The sequence below is a fragment of the Vibrio sp. SCSIO 43097 genome, from assembly GCF_023650755.1.
Classification (GTDB): domain Bacteria; phylum Pseudomonadota; class Gammaproteobacteria; order Enterobacterales; family Vibrionaceae; genus Vibrio; species Vibrio alginolyticus.
In genome coordinates, this window is the sequence record NZ_CP071840.1 from 278,447 (window position 1) to 299,530 (window position 21,084).

Annotated in this window: 21 protein-coding genes; 7 read left to right on the top strand and 14 right to left on the bottom strand. The window is 46.1% G+C overall.

All coding sequences use genetic code 11. The features are described 5' to 3' along the window. Positions 1-65 precede the first annotated feature (65 nt). Both J4N40_RS01315 and epmB read right to left on the bottom strand, forming a co-directional pair. Positions 66-563 carry an MgtC/SapB family protein gene (locus J4N40_RS01315; protein WP_250654339.1) on the bottom strand — a complete coding sequence of 166 codons (498 nt, stop codon included), beginning with the start codon at positions 561-563 and terminating at the stop codon, positions 66-68. Positions 564-658: 95 nt separating this feature from the next. After that, a complete protein-coding gene (epmB, locus tag J4N40_RS01320) occupies positions 659-1,681 on the bottom strand; it encodes an EF-P beta-lysylation protein EpmB (protein WP_005381502.1) in 1,023 nt (340 codons plus the stop codon). Between the two features lie 32 nt (positions 1,682-1,713). Here epmB and efp point away from each other — a divergent pair, with 32 nt between their 5' ends. Both efp and J4N40_RS01330 read left to right on the top strand, forming a co-directional pair. Continuing rightward, complete coding sequence (gene efp / locus J4N40_RS01325) at positions 1,714-2,280, top strand: elongation factor P (RefSeq protein ID WP_005381500.1); 567 nt, start codon at positions 1,714-1,716, stop codon at positions 2,278-2,280. Positions 2,281-2,546: 266 nt separating this feature from the next. Further along, entirely contained in the window at positions 2,547-3,950 is a 1,404-nt protein-coding gene (locus J4N40_RS01330) for an SPFH domain-containing protein (protein ID WP_005381498.1), read from the top strand. 102 nt (positions 3,951-4,052) lie between these two features. On the opposite strand, the gene frdD is transcribed toward J4N40_RS01330, so the two are convergent. The 4 genes from frdD to frdA are packed head-to-tail and all read right to left on the bottom strand — an operon-like array spanning position 4,053 to position 7,385. Next, positions 4,053-4,430, bottom strand: a complete 378-nt coding sequence (frdD, locus tag J4N40_RS01335; protein ID WP_005381493.1) for a fumarate reductase subunit FrdD — start codon at positions 4,428-4,430, stop codon at positions 4,053-4,055. An 11-nt stretch (positions 4,431-4,441) separates the two neighbouring features. Next, complete coding sequence (frdC, locus tag J4N40_RS01340; protein WP_005381491.1) at positions 4,442-4,825, bottom strand: fumarate reductase subunit FrdC; 384 nt, start codon at positions 4,823-4,825, stop codon at positions 4,442-4,444. A gap of 2 nt (positions 4,826-4,827) precedes the next feature. After that, the gene (locus J4N40_RS01345; protein WP_005381489.1) at positions 4,828-5,586 is read right to left on the bottom strand and encodes a succinate dehydrogenase/fumarate reductase iron-sulfur subunit; all 759 of its coding nucleotides are present in this window, start codon (positions 5,584-5,586) and stop codon (positions 4,828-4,830) included. Further along, entirely contained in the window at positions 5,586-7,385 is a 1,800-nt protein-coding gene (frdA, locus tag J4N40_RS01350; protein ID WP_005381487.1) for a fumarate reductase (quinol) flavoprotein subunit, read from the bottom strand. Before frdA ends, J4N40_RS01345 begins: the two co-directional genes overlap by 1 nt. 435 nt (positions 7,386-7,820) lie before the next feature. Between frdA and epmA the strand changes: the two genes are divergently transcribed. The 4 genes from epmA to J4N40_RS01370 all read left to right on the top strand — a co-directional run bounded on the left by epmA (position 7,821) and on the right by J4N40_RS01370 (position 10,934). After that, positions 7,821-8,792: an elongation factor P--(R)-beta-lysine ligase gene (epmA, locus tag J4N40_RS01355; RefSeq protein WP_250654340.1), complete on the top strand. Its 972-nt coding sequence runs from the start codon at positions 7,821-7,823 to the stop codon at positions 8,790-8,792. A 9-nt stretch (positions 8,793-8,801) separates the two neighbouring features. Beyond that, on the top strand, positions 8,802-9,176 hold the full coding sequence (locus J4N40_RS01360; protein WP_017635567.1) for a VanZ family protein: 375 nt from the start codon (positions 8,802-8,804) through the stop codon (positions 9,174-9,176). Positions 9,177-9,197: 21 nt separating this feature from the next. Beyond that, complete coding sequence (locus J4N40_RS01365; protein WP_042523716.1) at positions 9,198-9,833, top strand: TetR/AcrR family transcriptional regulator; 636 nt, start codon at positions 9,198-9,200, stop codon at positions 9,831-9,833. Positions 9,834-9,977: 144 nt separating this feature from the next. Beyond that, positions 9,978-10,934, top strand: coding sequence for an acetyltransferase (locus J4N40_RS01370; protein ID WP_042523718.1), 957 nt, complete (start codon positions 9,978-9,980; stop codon positions 10,932-10,934). Positions 10,935-11,007: 73 nt separating this feature from the next. On the opposite strand, the gene J4N40_RS01375 is transcribed toward J4N40_RS01370, so the two are convergent. The 5 genes from J4N40_RS01375 to J4N40_RS01395 form a co-directional block, all read right to left on the bottom strand. Further along, on the bottom strand, positions 11,008-12,153 hold the full coding sequence (locus J4N40_RS01375; RefSeq protein WP_005381476.1) for a murein hydrolase activator EnvC family protein: 1,146 nt from the start codon (positions 12,151-12,153) through the stop codon (positions 11,008-11,010). Positions 12,154-12,180: 27 nt separating this feature from the next. After that, positions 12,181-13,002, bottom strand: a complete 822-nt coding sequence (cysE, locus tag J4N40_RS01380) for a serine O-acetyltransferase (RefSeq protein ID WP_005381475.1) — start codon at positions 13,000-13,002, stop codon at positions 12,181-12,183. Between the two features lie 78 nt (positions 13,003-13,080). Continuing rightward, entirely contained in the window at positions 13,081-14,118 is a 1,038-nt protein-coding gene (gene gpsA, locus J4N40_RS01385; RefSeq protein ID WP_005381474.1) for an NAD(P)H-dependent glycerol-3-phosphate dehydrogenase, read from the bottom strand. Positions 14,119-14,313: 195 nt separating this feature from the next. Further along, positions 14,314-14,778: a protein-export chaperone SecB gene (secB, locus tag J4N40_RS01390; RefSeq protein WP_005386410.1), complete on the bottom strand. Its 465-nt coding sequence runs from the start codon at positions 14,776-14,778 to the stop codon at positions 14,314-14,316. 225 nt (positions 14,779-15,003) lie between these two features. Continuing rightward, positions 15,004-15,438 (bottom strand): rhodanese-like domain-containing protein, encoded by a 435-nt coding sequence (locus J4N40_RS01395; protein ID WP_005386415.1) that lies wholly within the window; start codon positions 15,436-15,438, stop codon positions 15,004-15,006. Positions 15,439-15,985: 547 nt separating this feature from the next. Between J4N40_RS01395 and gpmM the strand changes: the two genes are divergently transcribed. Next, the gene (gene gpmM, locus J4N40_RS01400; protein WP_005386416.1) at positions 15,986-17,518 is read left to right on the top strand and encodes a 2,3-bisphosphoglycerate-independent phosphoglycerate mutase; all 1,533 of its coding nucleotides are present in this window, start codon (positions 15,986-15,988) and stop codon (positions 17,516-17,518) included. Between the two features lie 82 nt (positions 17,519-17,600). Here the strand turns inward: gpmM and J4N40_RS01405 are convergent, their stop codons facing one another. From J4N40_RS01405 to asd, 3 genes are all read right to left on the bottom strand, one after another. Then, positions 17,601-18,488, bottom strand: a complete 888-nt coding sequence (locus tag J4N40_RS01405; RefSeq protein WP_017635571.1) for a DMT family transporter — start codon at positions 18,486-18,488, stop codon at positions 17,601-17,603. A 132-nt stretch (positions 18,489-18,620) separates the two neighbouring features. Next, positions 18,621-20,036 carry an SLC13 family permease gene (locus J4N40_RS01410; protein WP_115386346.1) on the bottom strand — a complete coding sequence of 472 codons (1,416 nt, stop codon included), beginning with the start codon at positions 20,034-20,036 and terminating at the stop codon, positions 18,621-18,623. A gap of 166 nt (positions 20,037-20,202) precedes the next feature. After that, positions 20,203-21,060 (bottom strand): archaetidylserine decarboxylase, encoded by an 858-nt coding sequence (gene asd / locus J4N40_RS01415; protein WP_005381465.1) that lies wholly within the window; start codon positions 21,058-21,060, stop codon positions 20,203-20,205. Between the last annotated feature and the right edge of the window lie 24 nt (positions 21,061-21,084).

Consider the following 21,084-nt stretch of genomic DNA (forward strand, 5'->3'; position numbering starts at 1 on the left):
CCCTCGATGTTCGTCGAGGGCTCTTTAATTGCTGATGAGATGAAGCGAGTTTCTCGGAGCGTTAACTATTTAATTAATCGTGATGAAGTTTTGCGTTGTTGAATTCTTTGATGAACACCGCGGCGTAATGCTTTGATGTGGTTTTCTGCTTTATCCACACCTAACAACACGGTTAATGTCAGGAGAGTAATAACCACCGACTGCGTTAAATAACCCAAACCTATCATCAAACCTAAACCTGCTAGCACCCATATTACAGCCGCGGATGTTACGCCATGGATTTTTCCATCAAGTGTCATCATAACGCCAGCGCCTAAGAAGCCGACGCCAGTAATGATTTGACCAAGCACTCGTGCTTGATCAAGTGTATTTGGCGATAACGACACTGCCATCGACATAAACAGGTAGGTGCCTGAAATAATTAATATTGCTGTGCGAATGCCAACCGGTTTACCATGAGTTTGGCGCTCTATACCGATCATGAGCCCATTAATGGCGCAGCATAGTAGGGCAGGCCAACTGAATGGGCCAAGATCGAAAATTTGTTCGAATGCTGTATGCATCTTGACCTCCAAAAGTGCGGAGTATGCATAGACTTACCGTGCAAAGCGAACAAAAATAATCAATCTAGACGACAAATTTAATTGAGCGTCAGAGCTTATTCTAAATGCAAATCCAACGGCGTTTTACTTGGCCTACCACCAATTTCTCGTGTGAGTTTTGGTACCAGATAACCCGATACACGCGTGATGAGTCCGCGCATAATAGCTTTCGCTTCTTCGTCCGAAATAAAGTAGTGCGCTGCGCCTTGCACCTTATCAAGAACGTGGAGGTAATAAGGCAAGATACCCGCGTCAAATAAGGCCTCACTTAACGCCACTTGAGCTTCTACCGAATCATTCACGCCTTTCAGCAGAACGCCTTGGTTTAGAAGCGTAACGCCCGCTCTTTTGAGCTTGAACATCTGTTCAGCAAATTCGTCATTGATTTCGTTGGCATGGTTGATGTGAGTGACGAGGATGATTTGTAACCTTGATGCTTGCAGAAGTTGGCATAGTTCATCAGTGACTCGAGCAGGAATCACCACAGGTAAACGGCTATGAATACGCAGACGTTTGATGTGAGGAATGTGAGCAATGTGCTCTAAAAGCCAATGAATCTCATCGTCTTTTGCCATTAATGGATCACCACCTGAGAAGATGACTTCGTTCAACTCTGGTTGTTGTGCCATGTACTCTAAGCACTTGGTCCAGGCTTGTTTCCCGCTTTTGTTCTCTTGATAAGGGAAGTGACGACGAAAACAGTAACGGCAATTTACCGCGCAGCCACCTTTGACAATCATCAGGGCGCGGTTGCGATACTTGTGTAGCAGGCCAGGGACTTCATTGTCCTGCTCTTCCAATGGATCATTGGAGTAACCCGGATGCACCTCAAATTCGTCGCTCAGTGGTAAAACCTGACGTAAAAGAGGGTCTTTAGGGTTGCCTTTCTCCATCCTATCGACAAAACTTTGCGGTACACGCTGTGCAAACAGCTTGCGCGCGGCAAACCCGTCTTGCCACGGTGAAGGATCAATTTCCAGTATTTCGAGCAATTTTGCAGGATCAGAGATCCCATTCGCCAACTGTTTGAGCCAGTTTTGCTCAACAGATTCGACTTTTCGGGTTATTATGTGCGGCATTGAATTTAGCTCTAAGAATGTAAGAGGAAAAAATGGCTACAGTTAGCACCAATGAATTTAAAGGCGGTCTTAAGTTAATGCTTGATAACGAGCCTTGTGTAATTCTGGAAAACGAATACGTTAAACCAGGTAAAGGCCAAGCGTTCAACCGTGTTAAAATTCGTAAACTTCTTTCTGGTAAAGTGCTAGAGAAAACATTCAAGTCTGGTGACACTTGTGAAGTGGCAGACGTAATGGATATCGACCTAGATTATCTATATTCAGACGGCGAATTCTACCACTTTATGAACAGTGAAACGTTTGAACAGATCGCAGCGGATGCAAAAGCGGTAGGTGAAAACGCTAAGTGGTTGGTAGAAAACAACACTTGTATGATCACTCTTTGGAACGGTAACCCAATTACTGTTACTCCACCAAACTTCGTTGAGCTAGAAGTTGTAGACACAGACCCAGGCCTGAAAGGTGATACTCAAGGTACTGGCGGTAAACCAGCGACGCTATCAACTGGCGCTGTTGTTCGTGTTCCTCTGTTCATCTCAATTGGTGAAGTGATTCGCGTAGATACTCGTACTGCTGAATACGTAGGTCGTGTGAAGTAAGCACTTTATATGATTGTTAGAAAGGTCGCTTCGGCGGCCTTTTTTATTGCCTGTGATTCTTCTCTTTTAATCCCTCTGCGTAAAACATCGATATCCTCCGCAAATTTTTGATGATTTTGTATTATTCGTAAAAATCTTATTTATTCCATGAATCTGTCGATTATTCCTTAATGTAACATTTTGATACATTAGTACTTGTCGCTGAGTTGCATAGCAATCTGATTTTTATCGATTTAACTCAGTAACAATCCAAAAAGGAGAACAAAATGGAAAGCAGAGGTTTAGGAAGGGGTTTAAAGGTGGAAGAAAGACGTCAGTTACTACATAAAGGATTAAAAGCAGCCGTATTTGGCGTACCGCTGTTGGCAATAGGCTTAACGATTAATAGCTCGGTGCTGATGACCGATGCGGGTTACAGCTACGTGCATCAGAATAATATTACTGGTGAGTTGGATGTGTTTACTGAACCTGGCATTCATTTTCGCATGCCATTTCTGTCCAAAATCACCAAGTATGACCAAGTGATCACCGTGTCATTCGGTAACAGCAAGGGCGAAGATTTTTATCAACGTCTTGATGCGATTCAGGTTCGATTTGCCGACACCTATATTGGTCAGATCCCCGTAACATTCCGCTTTAAGCTCAGTAATGACCCTGAAGCGGTGAAGAAGATGCATAAAGAGTTCCGCAACAACAGTAACTTGATCGATGCGCTGCTTGTAAAGAACGCACGTAACGTAACGGTGATTACCGCAACCCAATACACGGGTGAAGAGTTTTTCCAAGGTGGTTTGAACCAGTTCAAATCGAAACTTGGCGATCAGTTACGAGAGGGGATTTATCTAACAGAGCGACGTCAGGTTGAAGTGGAAGAGTTGGATCTTGCGCCTGTTGGGGCGAATCAAGCTAATCCGAACCAATTACAGCGCACCAATCAACTGGTTTGGAAAACCGTACCTGTCGTAGACAAAACCGGGCAACCGATTCGTCAAGACAATCCGTTACAACAATACGGTATTCAAGTGACGCAGGTGACCATTGGTGACCCGCAGCCAGAAAAGCAATTAGATCAGCTATTGGCAGATAAAAAGCGTTTAGTGGCGGATCGTATTCGCGCGATTCAGGAACAAGAAACGTCGAAAGCACAGGCAGAGACCGAGCAGTTACGCAAAGAGATTCAACGAACACGTGAGGTGCAAGACGCTCAGCGTGGTAAAGAACTCGCAATTATTGCTCAGCAAAAAGAAGTGGAAGTTGCACGTCAGATTGCAGAGCGTGAAATCGTTGAAGTGGAAAAAACCAAACGACTTGCTGAAGTCGAGAAGGAGAAAGAGCTAGCTATCGCAGAGGCTAACTTAGCGATTCAAAAAGCGAACGCACTTTCTGCTGAGTTTGAAGCGAAAGCGATATTAGCGAAAGGTCGCGCAGAATCTGAAGTCCTTAAAGGTAAGTATGCGGCGTTAGGAGCAAACCGTGAAGTTTACTTGGCAGAATTGAATCGAGACGTAGCGAACTCGCTGTACAACAATTTGCAAAACTTCCAAGTTCAGATGCCACAAAATTACATTGGTGGAAGTGACGAAACGGGCTTGAAAACAAACCTAGATGTGATTACTGGCTTTGGTGCTCTGGGTCTTATGGACCAGACAAAGAAGGTCACACAGCAATAAGATCATGGGTGGTCAAAAGCTTAAAAAGCAAAAAGATCATAGGTAACCCAAAGCAATAAAAAAGCTGGCATTTAGCCAGCTTTTTCTTTTTTGGTCAGTCTCTTAAATCATGAAGATAAAGATAACTGCTAGTGCAGTGATGAGGCCTGCAAATGCATAGCATGCAATTTTACCAATCACACCAGTGTGGAACTTAAGGTCGTGCATGCCGTGGTGTACACGGTGCATTGCATGCCACATTGGCAATGCTAGCGTGCCAATGATGAATAGCGCACCGATGATGCTGGTTGCGAATGCGGAGACACGCTCGTAGCTCATCGCTTCTGCATCAATCACGCCTAGTGGGACCAAGATGCCCAGCACCAATACCGTGATTGGCGTGATCATCGCGAACCAAGTACCACCTGCGCCAAACAGACCCCACCAGATTGGCTCATCAGAACGTTTTGGTGATGTGTTTACACTATAATTCGGTTTCATTGCTCAGCTCCTTACACCACGATGAGAACGATCAGTGAGATAAACGCAACAGCGGCCCACTGAGTCAATACGATGATCTTCTTGTCCACTGGTTTGCCTTTCAAACGAATTGGCATTACTTGTGGCATCATGCTGAAGAAAGTTTGAGCGTGGAATAGGCTACCGAGTAGTGCAACGATGTTGATTGCGACTACGATTGGGTTCGCCATGAATGCCAACCAACCTTGCCATGCTTCAGGACCTTTCACCAAGCAACCTAAACCGAAAGTTAGGAACAGAGTGAATAGGATTAACGGAAGCACCGTAGCTTCGCGTAGCATGTAGAAGCGGTAGAAAGGATGGTTCTTCCACCAAGTGCGTTTTACTTCACGAACGTAAGGTTTACGATTGCTCATCCTTATGCCTCCACTTTCTTTGGTGAACCATCAGGTTTCAACATAGCAATCACGAAGTCCATAGAAGACTCCACTTTGCCTTGGTTTACTGCCGCTGCTGGGTCAACGTTCTTCGGACAAACTTCAGAACAGTAACCAACAAACGTACAACCCCAAGCACCGTTTTCACCGTTGATAAGCTTCATGCGCTCATCTTTACCGTTGTCACGGCTGTCTAGGTTGTAGCGGTGGGCTAGCGTTAGTGCAGCAGGACCGATGAACTCTGGGTTAAGACCAAACTGAGGACATGCTGCATAGCACAGACCACAGTTGATACAGCCAGCGAATTGCTTGTATTTCGCCATCTGTTCTGGCGTTTGCAAGTTCGTACCGTCTTCTGGTTTACGATCGTTACCAATGATGTATGGTTTGATTGCTTCTAGGCGCTCGATGAATGGCGTCATATCAACAATCAAGTCTTTCTCGATTGGGAAGTTCGCTAGAGGCTCGATAGTCACACCGTCTGGGTAGTCACGTAGGAAGCTCTTACAAGCAAGTTTCGGTACGTTGTTCACCATGATGCCGCAAGAACCACAGATCGCCATACGGCAAGACCAACGGTAAGACAGATCTTTGTCTAGGTGATCTTTGATGTAGCCAAGTGCGTCAAGCACAGACATGGTTTCATCGAATGGTACTTCGAATGTTTGCTTGTATGGTTCTGCATCTTTTTCTGGGTCGTAACGCAGGATGTCTACTTTTTGAATGCGATTTGCTGACATTATGCTTGCTCCTCTGCGTTCTTCTCTTCAGCCGCTGCTTTTTCTGCTGCTTCACCGTATAGACGAGCTTTTGGTTGTGACTTAGTGATGGTCACATTGCTGTAATCGATACTTGGTGCTGACTCTGGCTTGTAGAAAGCAAGTGAGTGTTTTAGGAAGTTCACGTCATCACGCTCTGTACAACCATCGTCTAGACGTTGGTGCGCGCCGCGAGATTCTTTACGTAGAATCGCAGAGTGAACCATCGCTTCTGCGACTTCTAGGCCGTAACCCACTTCGATTGCATATAGAAGGTCTGTGTTGAACACTTTACCTTTGTCTTTGATGCTGATGCGTTTGTAGCGTTCTTTCAACTCAGTGATTTTGTCGATAGTCGCTTGCATCAAATCTTCTTGGCGGTAGATACCACAGCCCGCTTCCATGGTGTGACCCATTTCTGTGCGGATCTCTGCCCAGTTTTCGTCGCCTTCTTGGTTCATCAGTTTTGCGATGCGTTCTTCAACGGCTTTGACTTGCGCGTCAATTGCCGCGTCGTTCCAGCCTTTGAATTCTGCCGCACGTTTCACTGCGTTTTCACCAGCTACGCGGCCAAATACTACGAATTCAGCCAGTGAGTTAGAACCTAGACGGTTTGCACCGTGAAGACCAACAGACGCACATTCACCCACCGCGAATAGGCCTTTAATGCGAGTTTCACAACCGCCGTCCGTTTCAATACCACCCATCGTGTAGTGAACGGTTGGACGAATTGGAATTGGCTCTTTTGCAGGGTCCACGTTTACATAAGCTTTTGCTAGCTCACAGATGAACGGTAGACGTTCTTGTAGGTACTCTTCACCAAGGTGGCGAAGGTCTAGGTGCACCACGTCACCCAGTGGGTGTTTGATGGTGTTGCCTTTCTGTTGTTCGTGCCAGAAAGCTTGAGAAACTTTGTCACGAGGACCCAGTTCCATGTATTTGTTCTTCGGTTGGCCAACTGGAGTTTCAGGGCCCATGCCGTAATCTTGTAGGTAACGGTAGCCATTCTTGTTAACGATGATACCGCCTTCACCACGACAACCTTCCGTCATCAGGATACCTGTGCCTGGAAGACCGGTTGGGTGGTATTGAACGAATTCCATATCACGTAGAGGAACGCCGTGACGGTAAGCCATTGCCATACCATCGCCCGTTACGATACCGCCGTTGGTGTTACAGTGGTAAACACGGCCCGCGCCACCTGTTGCTAGAACAACAGATTTTGCTTTGATAGTAACAAGCTCGCCTTCAGACATGTGAATAGCAATCAGACCTTGAACTTCACCTTCATCAACAAGCAGATCCACCACAAAGTACTCATCAAAACGTTTGATGTTGCTGTACTTCATTGATGTCTGGAATAGCGTATGAAGCATGTGGAAGCCAGTTTTGTCTGCAGCGAACCAAGTACGTTCAACCTTCATACCACCAAAGCGGCGTACGTTGACTTCACCGTTCTCTTTACGACTCCATGGGCAACCCCATTGCTCCATTTGGATCATTTCGCGAGTCGCGTTCTCTACAAAGTATTCAACAACATCCTGTTCACATAGCCAGTCACCACCGCCAACAGTGTCGTTGAAGTGGTTGTCTAAGCTATCTTCATCCTTGATAACTGCTGCTGAGCCACCCTCTGCAGCGACCGTGTGGGAGCGCATTGGATAAACTTTAGAAATCAGAGCGACTTCTAAGTCTGGGTTTGCTTCAGCCGCTGCAATAGCAGTACGAAGACCAGCGCCGCCTGCGCCGATGACTGCGATATCTGTGGTGATAATTTGCACAGTTATCCTCCAGTGTGTGATTGCGGAAATCCGCTTGTTATTGTCATTACGAGGCGCTCCTTAAAAAGAACTCCCCAAAAGTAGTAGGGTTAGTGTAGATGAGCCACATGGCAGAAAAATTGATGTAATTGGGTTTTTGCTTCGGTAATGCACTTAAGGGCATAGAATTTATAGGTTATGTGACTGCTATCACGGCATCGAGGTTTTGGCCCTCAAGCATTAACATTAGGGATGTTAAACCCGTGTTGCGTGACATTAACCGCATGGATAATAGGATTTTAACTGAGTGTTTTTTGTTCTGCGGCACGAGTAATGCTTGCCTCAAATTTGCGAGCACATTAGTAAAAAGAAGAAGGGATATTCCTCTCTTCTTGAAGAGTAAAAAGCATGTAGAATGAGACTTTCCTCGCTGAATTAAAGTTTGAGAGACTTGTTATGCAAACCAACTGGCAACCTACTGCTTCCATTGACCAACTTCGTCAACGTGCGACGTTAATCGCGTCGATTCGACAATTCTTCGCTGACCGACAGGTGATGGAAGTCGATACGCCAGCCATGAGTCACGCAACCGTGACTGACATCCATTTGCATACTTTCCAAACCGAGTTTGTTGGCCCAGGCTATGCCGATGGCAGTAAGCTGTTTTTTATGACCAGCCCAGAATTCCATATGAAGCGCCTTTTGGCTGCGGGCAGCGGTTGTATTTATCAAATCAACAAAGCATTTCGTAATGAAGAGAATGGTCGCTACCACAACCCTGAATTCACGATGTTGGAGTGGTATCGCGTTGGCTTTGACCATCATAAATTGATGGATGAAATGGATGACCTGTTGCAGCTGGTATTGAAGTGTGGCGCAGCGCAGCGCATGACGTATCAGCAAGCCTTCATTGATGTGTTGGGTGTGTGTCCACTGGAAGGCTCGATGACTGAGCTGAAAGCGGCGGCAAGCAAGCTGGGTTTGAGTGACATTGCTGAGCCAGAAGAAGATCGCGATACGCTGCTGCAACTACTATTTAGCGTGGGAGTAGAAAACAAAATTGGTCAGGACGTGCCGGCTTTTGTGTACGACTTCCCTGCATCACAGTCGGCGCTTGCGAAAATCAATCCTCAAGATCATCGCGTCGCGGATCGTTTTGAAGTGTACTTTAAGGGGATAGAGCTGGCGAACGGATTTCATGAACTGGATAACCCGAAAGAGCAATTAGCGCGCTTTGAACAAGATAACGCAAAGCGTATCGAAATGGGTTTAAAACCACAGCCGATCGATTATCATCTGATCTCTGCACTGGAAGCAGGGTTGCCAGATTGTGCAGGGGTCGCGTTGGGTATCGATCGTTTGATCATGCTGGCGCTAGGCTGTGACCACATTGATCAAGTGACGGCCTTTCCATTTCCAATTGCATAAGGACGTCCAATGAACCTGACGGCTGCACGTTTCGTCATCTTTAGCTACGCCATATTGATCGCTTTTTTATCTCTGAGTTCAGGTGAACTGCAAGACTGGGGCAATATCGCGTATCTCGACAAAATGCAGCACGCTATGGCGTATAGCGGCTTTGCGTTTTTAGGTTGTTTTTGTGTGTGGCGTTGGCGTCAACGTTGGGCGGTGGCGATTAGTATTTTGCTATTCAGCGCCGTTATTGAGTGGTTGCAAGGGTATGTAGGGCGACAAACTTCTTGGTTAGACCTTGTCGCCAACTCAACTGGCATCTTAACTGGTCTGTTATGTTACCGTATTTGGAGCCTCTATCGACCTAGGTTGGTGAAGTCGCTATACTCGATTCGTTAATGAAGAGGGAACACGATAACAATGAAAACGCGCGACAAAATCGTCTACGCGGCACTGGAGTTGTTCAACCAACATGGTGAGCGCAACATCACCACCAATCACATTGCCGATCACATCGAAATTAGCCCTGGTAATCTGTATTACCACTTCCGCAATAAGCAAGAAATCGTTCGTGAGATCTTTGCGCTTTATTCAGCAGAACTTTTAGAAAGATTTACCCCTATTCAAGGTTCGCAAGAGAGCCTTACTATGCTGAAGAGCTACCTAGACTCTATTTTTACCTTGATGTGGAAATACCGCTTTTTCTACGCAAACTTACCAGAAATCCTGTCACGAGATGAACAGCTACACGAACAGTACATCGATGTGCAAGAGAAGCTGCAAGCGAACCTCATTGCTATTATGCAAGAGTTCGTAACGATGAAGCTGTTGAAAGTCGATCAACAACAGTTGAAGTCATTGGTATGTACATTGCACTTGATTGCGTGTAGTTGGTTGGCGTATCAATCCGCGATGGCTTCAAAAACCAACATTACCGAGCAAATGGTGAAGCAAGGGATGTTGCAGATGCTTAATGTCGTTAAGCCATTAGCAACTGAGCAGGGCTTAGAGCAGCTACTGTTATTAGAAGATGCGGTTAGCAATCTACACAGTTAAACGTCAAACTGCTTAATATTTCGAGAGTCACTCTCATTTTCGAGTCGTGGCTCGAGTTGACTTGTCAAATATGCCACGCACAATAGTCCCATACGCTAAAAACCCTTGCAGGGATAAGATTCTCGATAAAGGAACTATCGCCCCATGAATTACGACATTTTTAATGGTGATGCTGATGGCATCATTGCTCTTCTACAATTGCGTTTGGCTGATCCTGTCGATGCCCAGTTAATAACCGGTGTAAAGCGCGACATCAAGCTGGTGGAAAAAGTAGACGTGCAAGCGGGTGATGAGCTGACTGTGTTAGACATTTCGATGGAAAAGAACATGGCAGGTCTAGAGCAAGCTTTGGCTCAAGGCGCGCACGTCTTTTACGCCGATCATCACAAAGCGGGCGACATTCCTCAGCATGGTAATTTGGATGCGCACATCGATCTCGATGCCAACATGTGCACGGCGTTGATTGTCGATAAGTTGCTTGATGGGCGTTTTCATGACTGGGCGATTACGGCGGCTTATGGCGATAACATGATTGCTAAAGCCGATGAGTTAGCGAATAACGCGGGCTTGTCGCAGCAACAGAAAGAGCAGCTAAAAGAGCTGGGTACTTTAATTAACTACAACGGCTACGGATCGAAGGTCGAAGATTTACACTTTCATCCTGCGGAGCTGTACCGAGCTTTGCTGAAGTACACGTCGCCATTTGAAGCTATTGAAGATAAGGCCTCGCCATACTACCAATTGCAATCGGCTTACCAACAAGACATGGAGGCGGCTCTCGCAGTGCCTGCCATGCATGAGAGTGGTAAGCTGAAGTTGTTTGAGTTACCAAACACGGCGGCATCACGCCGAATCAGTGGTGTTTATGGCAACTGGCTGGCAAACCAAAACCCTGACTCTGCGCATGCGGTACTTACTGAAAATGCAGATGGGACTTATACGGTTTCACTTCGTGCCCCGTTAAACAATAAACAAGGTGCCGTGGCCGTGTGTGGTCAGTTCCCGACAGGTGGGGGGCGAGAGGCGGCGGCAGGAATCAACGCGTTAAGCAAAGATGATGTGCATGCTTTTATTGATGCGGTAGAAACCTACTACGCATAGCATTTTCCAAAATATGAATGCAAAAAAGGAGCCGAGTGGCTCCTTTTTTATTATAAGTCGATGAGTCAGATAATCAGCGTTTTAACCAAGATTTCGGATTCTGCGCTTCACTATTACGACGAATTTCAAAGTACAGCGATGGCCTGTCTTGACCACCCGTATCACCCGCGAGAGCAATCACTTCGCCGGCGGTGACTCGATCGCCTTCTTTTTTAGTTAACGCTTGGTTGTAACCATAGAGGGTCATGTCACCTTTTCCGTGGTCGAGCAGTACCACTAAACCGTATCCGCGCAGATACTCAGCAAATACGACAGTACCAGGATAAACGGCTTTCACTTGTTGACCATAGTTGGCAGACAACACCATACCCTTCCAGTTTACCTGCCCAGTTTGTCGCGTACCAAAGTTGTGTAACACACTGCCTTTGAGTGGCCAAGGCAACTTACCGCGCTGTTTGCCGAGTCCGTCCATTGGCACCGCATTACGCTTCGCTGCTTTGGCGATCTCTGCTTTTAAACGGGTTTCGTTGCGTTGCAGCTCGGCTAAGTAGCGTTTGTCATTCTTGATACTGCTCTGAATTTTATTCAGGGTTTGCTTACGCTTGGATTGTGTACTCGCTAGCGCTGTACGTTTTTCGGATTGCTGCTTGAGCAGAGTCTCGATTTGCTCTTTTTCTAGCTCGAGCTGGTTTTTGTTGTGCGCTAATTCTTGGGTTATTTTGGTGATCGCATCAATCACTTCAGCACGTGCTTTAGCTAAATGCTGGAAGTATTGGCTCATGCGGTCTTCTTCCACACCTTGATTTAACAAGTGACCATTGGCCTTCGCTCGCTCGGTTACGTAATACGTTTGCAGCAGCTGTTTGAGTTCTTCTTCTTGCTCTTGACGCTGTGCTTCTTGCAAGGCAATTTTCTCTTCCAGGTTTTCTATGTTTTTGTCTGCTTGTGCGAGGTTAGACTTGGTTTGTCGTATTTCACGCTCAAGCTTAGAAATACCAAGCTCTTGATCTTTTAGTGATTTCTGTAACTCATTGAGCTGCTTTTCTTGGGAAGAGAGCGATTTGCGCTGACGGCTTATCTCACTGGATACGCCTTTGAGCTCTTGCTGACTCACAGCAGAGGAGGTAATGGGATAAGTGGCAGATAAAGCACAAGTTAATAAAATAGCCGAGCGTAGAACAGGGTGATTTTGTTTTCGCACTTGAGAGTTACCTACCACGTTGTTGTCAAAAAGGTTTGTTGACGATTAAATACCATCTCCATGGATAAAGCTTTGCGACTTGCCGTTAAAGCCTTGATCCATATCGAGAGAGGGTTTGTCTGTTTTTGGACGTCCGACGATTTTTGCAGGCACGCCAGCCACCGTTGTGTGAGGAGGCACGGCTTGCAATACCACAGAGCAAGATCCGATTTTCGCGCCTTCACCGACTTCGATATTGCCAAGAATCTTTGCACCAGCGCCGATCATTACGCCTTCGCGAATTTTCGGGTGACGATCACCGCACTCTTTACCAGTACCACCAAGGGTGACATCTTGCAGTATAGACACGTCGTTTTCGACCACGGCAGTTTCACCAATCACGATGCCTGTTGCATGGTCGAGCATGATACCACTACCAATGCGCGCTGCAGGGTGGATATCGACCTGACATGCTACCGAAATCTGATTTTGTAGGTAAGTCGCAAGAGCGTGACGACCTTGCTTCCACAGCCAGTTTGCTACTCGGTAGCCTTGCAGGGCGTGATAGCCTTTTAGGTACAGCAAGGGCATTGAGTACATTGAAACAGCAGGGTCGCGATTGACCGTGGCACAAATATCACAAGCCGCGCCGTCAGTGATGGTTGGATCAGCCGCAAAGGCTTCTTCAACCACTTCACGCACAGCCATCGCTGGCATGGAAGCGGTGTTCAATTTGTTAGCCAGAATATAACTCAGAGCGGCACACAAACTTTCATGCTTGATAATGGTGGCATGATAGAAGCTCGCCAGCATAGGCTCTTGTTCTGACATTTCACGGGCTTCTGAGACAATTTTGTTCCAGACTTTTTGTTTTTCGCAGTGTTTCATTCTCAATATCCAGAGTGGTTCTTCCGTGACCCGACAACTTCAATTTTTCTCAGATGAGCTGCAAAGGGCGGTAGATTGCTACTTTCCTTCGGCTTTTTTGTCACGAGCAAGTAAATCTTGCGCTGCTAAGCGCGCATCTTTTCCTTGATACAATACTTGATAAATTTGATCAACTATCGGCATCTCAACACCCATACGTTGAGAAAGTAGCCATACTTCTTTTGTATTGCGGTAACCTTCAACCACTTGACCAATTTCTTCTTGAGCCGTATCAACGTCTTTACCTTGGCCTAATGCCAAGCCAAAGCGTCGGTTACGTGATTGGTTATCGGTACATGTCAGGACAAGATCGCCTAAACCCGCCATGCCCATAAAGGTTTCTGGCTGTGCACCCAGCGCAGCACCAAGGCGACTCATTTCAGCCAAGCCACGAGTAATTAATGCAGTACGGGCATTGGCGCCAAAACCGATACCATCAGACATACCCGCACCAATCGCAATAACGTTTTTCACAGCGCCACCCAATTGCATACCAATAAAGTCACTATTGGCATATACGCGGAAGGTTTTGCTACAGTGGATTTTTTCTTGTAGATCCGCAACAAATTCAGAATCTGGAGACGCAACAGAGATTGCAGTCGGCATACCCATTGCGAGCTCTTTCGCAAACGTTGGGCCAGACAATACTGCTAGTGAGTAGTTTTCACCGATAATGTCATAAGCGACGTCTTTCAGCAGGCGCCCCGTTTCAGGTTCAAGCCCTTTGGTTGCCCAACAGATGCGAGAGTCTTCGCGCAAGAATGGTTTACAGCTGTTTAGCACGATGCCAAAGACATGGCTTGGAACCACAACCAACAAATCTCGGCTTGCTTGAACGGCTTTTTCTAAATCCGATTCAATGATCAAGCTTTCAGGGAAATCAACACCTGGTAAAAAGGCATGGTTAGCTCGGTCTGCTTCTAGGCGAGCCATGTGCTCTGGCTCGTGTCCCCAAAGGACAACGTTCGCGCCGTTACGAGCGAGTGAGATTGCCAAAGAGGTGCCGTATGAGCCTGCGCCAATCACAGTCATTGCGATGTCTTTACCGTAAGCATTGTTTGTATTTGCTTGTGTCATGCTACCGCCTAATTGTCTTGCTACTAGTAGAATCTAGTTCCTAATCGTCAAATTTTACGCCTTCTGGCGATTAGGAACTAGGAACTTTTGTCAGAAATAAAAAATGCACATTGCATCGAATGGTAGACGCTCTGTGCATTTTATTTGAGTCGGTGACGTCAGCACTGTGGCTATTCGTCACTTATAAAACGTGAATTACGCTTCAGCTTCGCCTTGTTGAGCTTGCTGTTGTAGGTAGTTCATGAATAGCGCGTCAAAGTTTACTGGCGCTAGGTTCAGTTGAGGGAACGTACCTTTAACGACTAGGCTTGAGATAGTTTCACGAGCGTATGGGAATAGGATGTTCGGGCAGAATGCGCCTAGGCAATGTGCAAGTTGACCAGCTTCCATTTGTTCAGCAGTGAAGATACCACCTTGTTGAACTTCACATAGGAACGCAGTCTCTTCTTCGTTCTTCACAGTAACGGTTAGGCGTAGAACAACTTCGTAAACGCCTTCACCAAGCTCACGGCTTTGAGTGTCTAGGTCTAGTTTAACGTCTGGGTTCCACTCTTTCTGGAAAATTACTGGAGAGTTCGGCGCTTCAAAAGAAACGTCTTTTAGGAAGATGCGTTGAATTGCGAAGTTTTGTTGTGCGTCTTGAGGTGCTGCTTCAGCCATTTTTTAATCCTTAAATCAATATTTGTTGAGCCTAGAAACGTCTAAGCTCAGAAAACTGGTATGTCCTGAGACTAACTGAGCCAATCTACCTTGACTAGATGAAGCGTGTATTACGTGCAAAGCGTCACAACTTAGTGCTCCAACTGCTTTCAATTTGCTCAGTTTTTTGTCCGCGAGGCTTGGTAAAAGCGCGTTTAAACGCGAACTTTCGTTCTTGCCACGTTCCTACTTCTTACCGCGAACTAACGGCAGGTTCGCTTCGTTCCACGCAATCAAACCATTTTTTAGTAGGCTCACGTTTTCGAAGCCAGCTTTTACTAGTAGGTTTGCGCTTTCTTGAGCGGTCTGTCCTGTCTTACATACAACAATGATTGGGTCTGATTTGTGGTTTTCAAGGCTACCCAAGTTACCCGCTTTGATGTCTGACGGTAAAATGTGAAGTGAGTCGGTGATATGACCTTTTTTGAACTCGTCTTTGGTACGGATATCCACTACAACGCCGTTTTCACGGTTCATAAGATGAGTCAGTTGGTTTACGTTGATTTCTTTGTATGCGGCTGTCGCTGATTTCACGATGTTCATGATAAAGGCGACAAGAAGACCTACCCAAACCAAAGATAGAATCATGTTCTGTTGGAAAAATTCAATGTACTCTTGCATGTCTTGAGCTCTTACGCTGTTGGCGGAAAAATAAAGCAGGAGTATAGCGAGGTTACGGCTCTTAGGCGAGAGGGTTAAAATTTTCTAACGAATAATTGAGATCTCTATAAACCCTTTATGCCCTTACTATCCGTACATTTCGCTCTGGTAGCTTGATTGCTTTGGCCTATTGGACTTATCGGTTTAAGTGACTTCTGTTTTACTGAGAAAAGAGAACAATAGGTATTAACCCATCTTGTTTGATGTTGCTTTAAATTAGCACTGTTTCAAGTGCAAAAATAAGAATGAGAAGCGTAAGAAAACCGAACTTAGACTGGGGTGTACAAAGCGTATTAGAAATGACTATGCTTGTGGAACACGTTTGTCGGCACTGACTCGTTGTTCGCTTAACTTGTAAGATAGCAACAATAAATCGCAAACATTATTTGATCTTAACCTACAGTTTTGGTTAAAAAGTGTAGTAAAATTACGCTAGTTTTGTTTCAAGGTTAGATAGGGCAGCGAGGCCCTACGCCAAAAGTTACTTAAATTTGATGAGGTCATCACTATGTCAGCTAAGAAGCCACTGGCTCTAGTTATCCTTGACGGTTACGGTTACCGTGAAGACACAGCAAGTAACGCAATTGCGAATGCGAAAACACCAGTAATGGATGCTCTGATTGCGAATAACCCACACACATTAATCTCTGCTTCAGGCATGGATGTTGGCCTTCCTGATGGTCAAATGGGTAACTCTGAAGTTGGTCACACTAACATTGGTGCAGGCCGCGTTGTATACCAAGACCTGACTCGTATCACTAAATCAATTGCGGATGGTGAGTTCGAACAAACGCCTGCGCTAGTTGAAGCAATCGACTCTGCTGTGAAAGCTGAAAAAGCAGTACACATCATGGGCCTGATGTCTCCAGGCGGTGTTCACTCTCACGAAGACCACATTTACGCTGCAGTTGAAATGGCAGCGGCGCGTGGCGCAGAGAAAATCTACCTACACTGCTTCCTAGACGGCCGTGACACACCACCACGTAGTGCTGAAAACTCACTACAACGTTTCCAAGACCTATTTGCGAAACTAGGTAAAGGCCGCGTTGCTTCTCTAGTAGGTCGTTACTACGCAATGGACCGTGATAACAACTGGGATCGCGTCCAAGTTGCTTACGATCTTCTAACTCAAGCTAAAGCTGAGTTCACAGCAGAAACGGCAGTTGCAGGTCTAGAAGCGGCTTACGCTCGTGAAGAAAACGACGAATTCGTTAAAGCAACAGCTATCAAAGCGGAAGGTCAAGAAGACGCAATCATGCAAGATGGCGATGCGGTTATCTTCATGAACTACCGTGCTGACCGTGCACGTCAAATCACTCGTGCATTCGTTCCTGCGTTTGACGGCTTTGAGCGTGCAGTATTCCCAGCAATCAACTTTGTGATGCTGACTCAATACGCGGCTGATATCCCTCTAGCTATCGCATTCCCACCTGCGTCTCTAGAAAACACTTACGGTGAGTGGCTATCTAAACAAGGTCAAACTCAGCTACGTATCTCTGAAACAGAGAAATACGCACACGTGACTTTCTTCTTCAACGGTGGTGTTGAGAACGAATTCGAAGGCGAAGAGCGTCAGTTGGTTGCTTCTCCAAAAGTTGCAACGTACGACATGCAGCCTGAAATGAGCTCTCCAGAACTAACAGAGAAGATGGTTGCGGCTATCAAATCAGGTAAGTTCGATACCATCATCTGTAACTACCCGAATGCAGATATGGTTGGTCACACTGGCGTTTATGAAGCGGCTGAGAAAGCAATCGAAGCTCTAGATGAAAGCGTGGGTAAAGTGGTTGAAGCAATCAAAGAAGTTGGCGGTCAACTATTGATCACTGCGGACCACGGTAACGCAGAAATGATGATCGACCCTGAAACTGGCGGCATCCACACTGCTCACACTAACCTACCAGTACCTCTAATCTATGTAGGTGACAAAGCGGTTGAATTCAAAGAAGGCGGTAAACTGTCTGACCTTGCACCAACCATGCTTTCTCTAGCTGGTCTAGAAATCCCAGCAGAAATGACGGGTGAAGTACTAGTTAAATGATTAACTAACGGCTCCGAATGACAAAAGCCCGAGTTTAAACTCGGGCTTTTTTGTATCTGGCAGTAAGGGCTGGTCTGTAAGGTTACTGAACCAATATGCCCGCACCAATCACAGCTAGGGCTGCGCCCAACCATGCAAATCGGTTTGGTCGGCGTTTCGTGTAAATCCAGAGCAGTGGTAGCAACATAATTGGCGTGGTTGAAGATAGCAGTGCAACCATACCTACATTTCCTTCTTGCAGTGCGTATAAGATTAGCGTCATGCCGACGGCCATCGCCAAGAAACCATTAAGTGCAGTAATACCAAATACGCGCCAAGTAATGTGTTGCGTCGAGCGAGCGACTTTGACCCCTAGAATTAACAACATGCTGTGGGCGAAAAAGGCACTGATCATTCGAATAGCAGAAGCCGCAACTGGGTCAATACTGGTTTGCATTACTGGCTTGGCGATGATACCGCCCAATGCTTGGCACATTGCTGCGGTTAAGCCAAGTCCAATACCTACCCAGATGTTACCTTTAATGTCTTCCAAGACGTTATTCACTTGACCTCTTCGGCCAAAGAATATCGCCATCACCACGCCGCTAAATACCAATGATGCGCCCAGTAGTTCTATTGTGGTCATGACTTCGCTAAATAAGAAGTAGCCCAAGATGGCAGAGAACACGGCGTGGCAAGAGAATAGTAACCCGGCCTGTCTTGGCCCCATACGATTCAAACACGCGAATAGAGCGGTATCACCAATAAAAATACCAATCAGTCCTGAGGCCATCATTGGCGTTACATGTTCCCAAGAAACCGTTAACCAGCCGCCAGTTATCCAGGCCATTGTTGATAAGATCACGGCTGTGCAGCCCATACGCCAGCGGCTGTAAGAAAATGCGCCTAGGTGTTGTGCAGGAATGACCGAAATTAGGCTAGAAACTGCCCACAGAAAAGCGGCGCATAAAGCAAGCCATTCGTAACCCATGATGTGTCGACGTCCTTGTAGAGTAGAGGAGTCTTAATATGCACGAAATTTAATGGATGTAAAAGCGGCTCTGCAAGGGCAATAGTTGGCGAACAGCTCCATGACAACAAGCTCTGTCACGGAGCTTATCGATTAAAACAGCACCAGAACTGCGCCATACACGATAAATAGACCAATCAAACCAAGAATCAGCCCCACTTTCGCCATGTCTTTGCTCTCGATGAGGCCTGTTGAATAAGCCAAAGAGTTTGGTGGTGTGGAAACCGGTAAGATCATGCCAAGTGATGCGGAGAAGGCGACGACAACCAGTAAACCTTGTAGGCCACCAACCGCAATAAGGCTTGGCATTGATGTACCAATAGCGGCAGCAATAGGCATCAATAAGTTTGCTGTTGCGGTATTAGACATAAAGTTCGCCATTAACCAACACACTACTGATAGGGCTAAAACTACGGCAAATGGTGATAGCAGGCTGTAATCAATGGCGTGCGCTAATGCTTCGGCTAAGCCCGTTTTGTCTAAGGCAATGCCAATTGCTATACCACCGGCAACTAGCCATAAAACATCCCAGTTAATCAGCTTGAGTTCTTCTTTGCCCATAATGCCCGTTAAGGTGAACACTGCTAGTGGGATAATCGCGACAACGTATGTATTCATGCCATGCACTTTCGTTGTCATCCAAAGCAAAATGGTTAGTGCAAAAGTGATGTAGACGACGATCGCACGCCAGCTCCTTTTGAATGTACCATCTAGCTTTAGTTTCATTTCTGGTTCGCTAGACGGAAACAGCTTTTGCAACAAGAACCAAGCTACAGTGAGTTGTACCAACACAAATGGTAGACCCATTGTCATCCACGATAGGAAGTCTATCGCGTTTTCTCCAGTGAGATATTGAAGCGCTATCGCATTAGGTGGCGTGCCTATCGGAGTCGCAATGCCGCCTGTATTCGCGGCAATTGGAATACACAACACCAGTGCTTTAATCCCTAAATCCCCTTTAGGTGCTGAAGCGACGATGGGGCCAAGCAGGGCTAGCATCATCACGGTCGTGGCAGTATTGGACATAAACATTGAAAAAACGGCGGTAATTAACATCAAGCCCAGCATGATGAACTTAGGTTGGGTGCCGAATGGTTTTAATAGTACTCGGGCGAGGTTGTTGTCGAGCTCGTATTTGGAAGCCGCAATCGCGAGAGCAAAACCACCCATAAAAAGAATAATGATCGGTGAAGAGAAGGCCGAGAAAATATCGGTGTAAGCAATTAACTCTCCTAAATCATGCCCCGCTGGTGGATTGCGAAATAGATGCAAACCTTTATCCGATATCATGATCAGTTCAAGAGCGATAATAAGAATGGACGTAGCAAAAACGGGAACCGGCTCGAGAACCCAAAGTAGGGCAGCAAGAAGAAAAATAGCTAACAGGCGATGCTGAATTAAAGTGAGATCGTCAATAGGAATAGCATCGATCGGTATCATCAAAACACCGAGCGGAATTAAAAAGCACACCAGCAATTTCGCCAACGTGTTTACACTCATCTTTGGCATTGGCTGCCCCTCTAAATATTCATTCTAAGCGCAGGATAATTGATTGTGGAATGAGGGTCTTAGAGGCAGGTATGAGTTTGAGAAATAGAGGCTAAATTTCGAACGGAGTTTTGCTTTTTATCAATAAAAAGAGCCCTTAATAAAGGGCTCTTTAACGGTGTTTTACTTATTTTTTCAAGGCGTAAGGTGTGCCCATAACGGTTGGCTTACCGTTTTCCATGCTTGCGTCAAACTCAATCGCGTCTTTGGCAAACAGGTTAATAACAGTAGAACCCAGTTTGAAGCGGCCCATCTCTTCGCCTTTTTTCAAGATCACGGCCTTGTCACCCTCTGCTGGGTAATCCCATTTGTAGACAGTGTTTCCACGAGGCGGAGTGATAGTGCCAGCCCATACTTGCTCAATGCTACCAACAATTGTCGCACCAACAAGCACCTGTGCCATTGGACCAAACTCAGTATCGAAGATACACACCACACGCTCGTTACGTGCAAATAGGTTCGGTACGTTTTCTGCTGTCAGAGGGTTTACTGAGAACAGGTCACCTGGTACGTAAATCATTTGGCGCAGAGTGCCGTCACATGGCATGTGTACACGGTGGTAATCGCGCGGAGATAGATACAATGTGGCAAAAGAACCATCTTTAAATTCGTCCGCTAAATTCGCGTCACCGCCCAGCAATTCTTGTGCTGAGAAGTGATGACCTTTTGCTTGGATAAGTTGACCATCTTCAATAGGGCCAAATTGGCTAACACAAGCGTCGGCTGGGTGAGTGATGACGTTTTCGCCTTCAGAAATTGGGCGTGCGCCCTCTTTTAGCTCACGAACGAAAAACTCGTTGAACGTTTTAAAATGCTTAGGATCTGAGTGCTTCGCCTCATCCATGTTCACATTGTATTGTTTGATAAACCAACGAATAACTGCTGTTGTTAGACCGCCAGCTTTTGCTGAAGCCAGTTTACCCATTAGGCGAGTGAGGCCGTGTTGTGGGATCCAGTACTGCAGTCCAACTTTAAACTTGTCCATCTTTAATTCCGATACTTCTGTTAG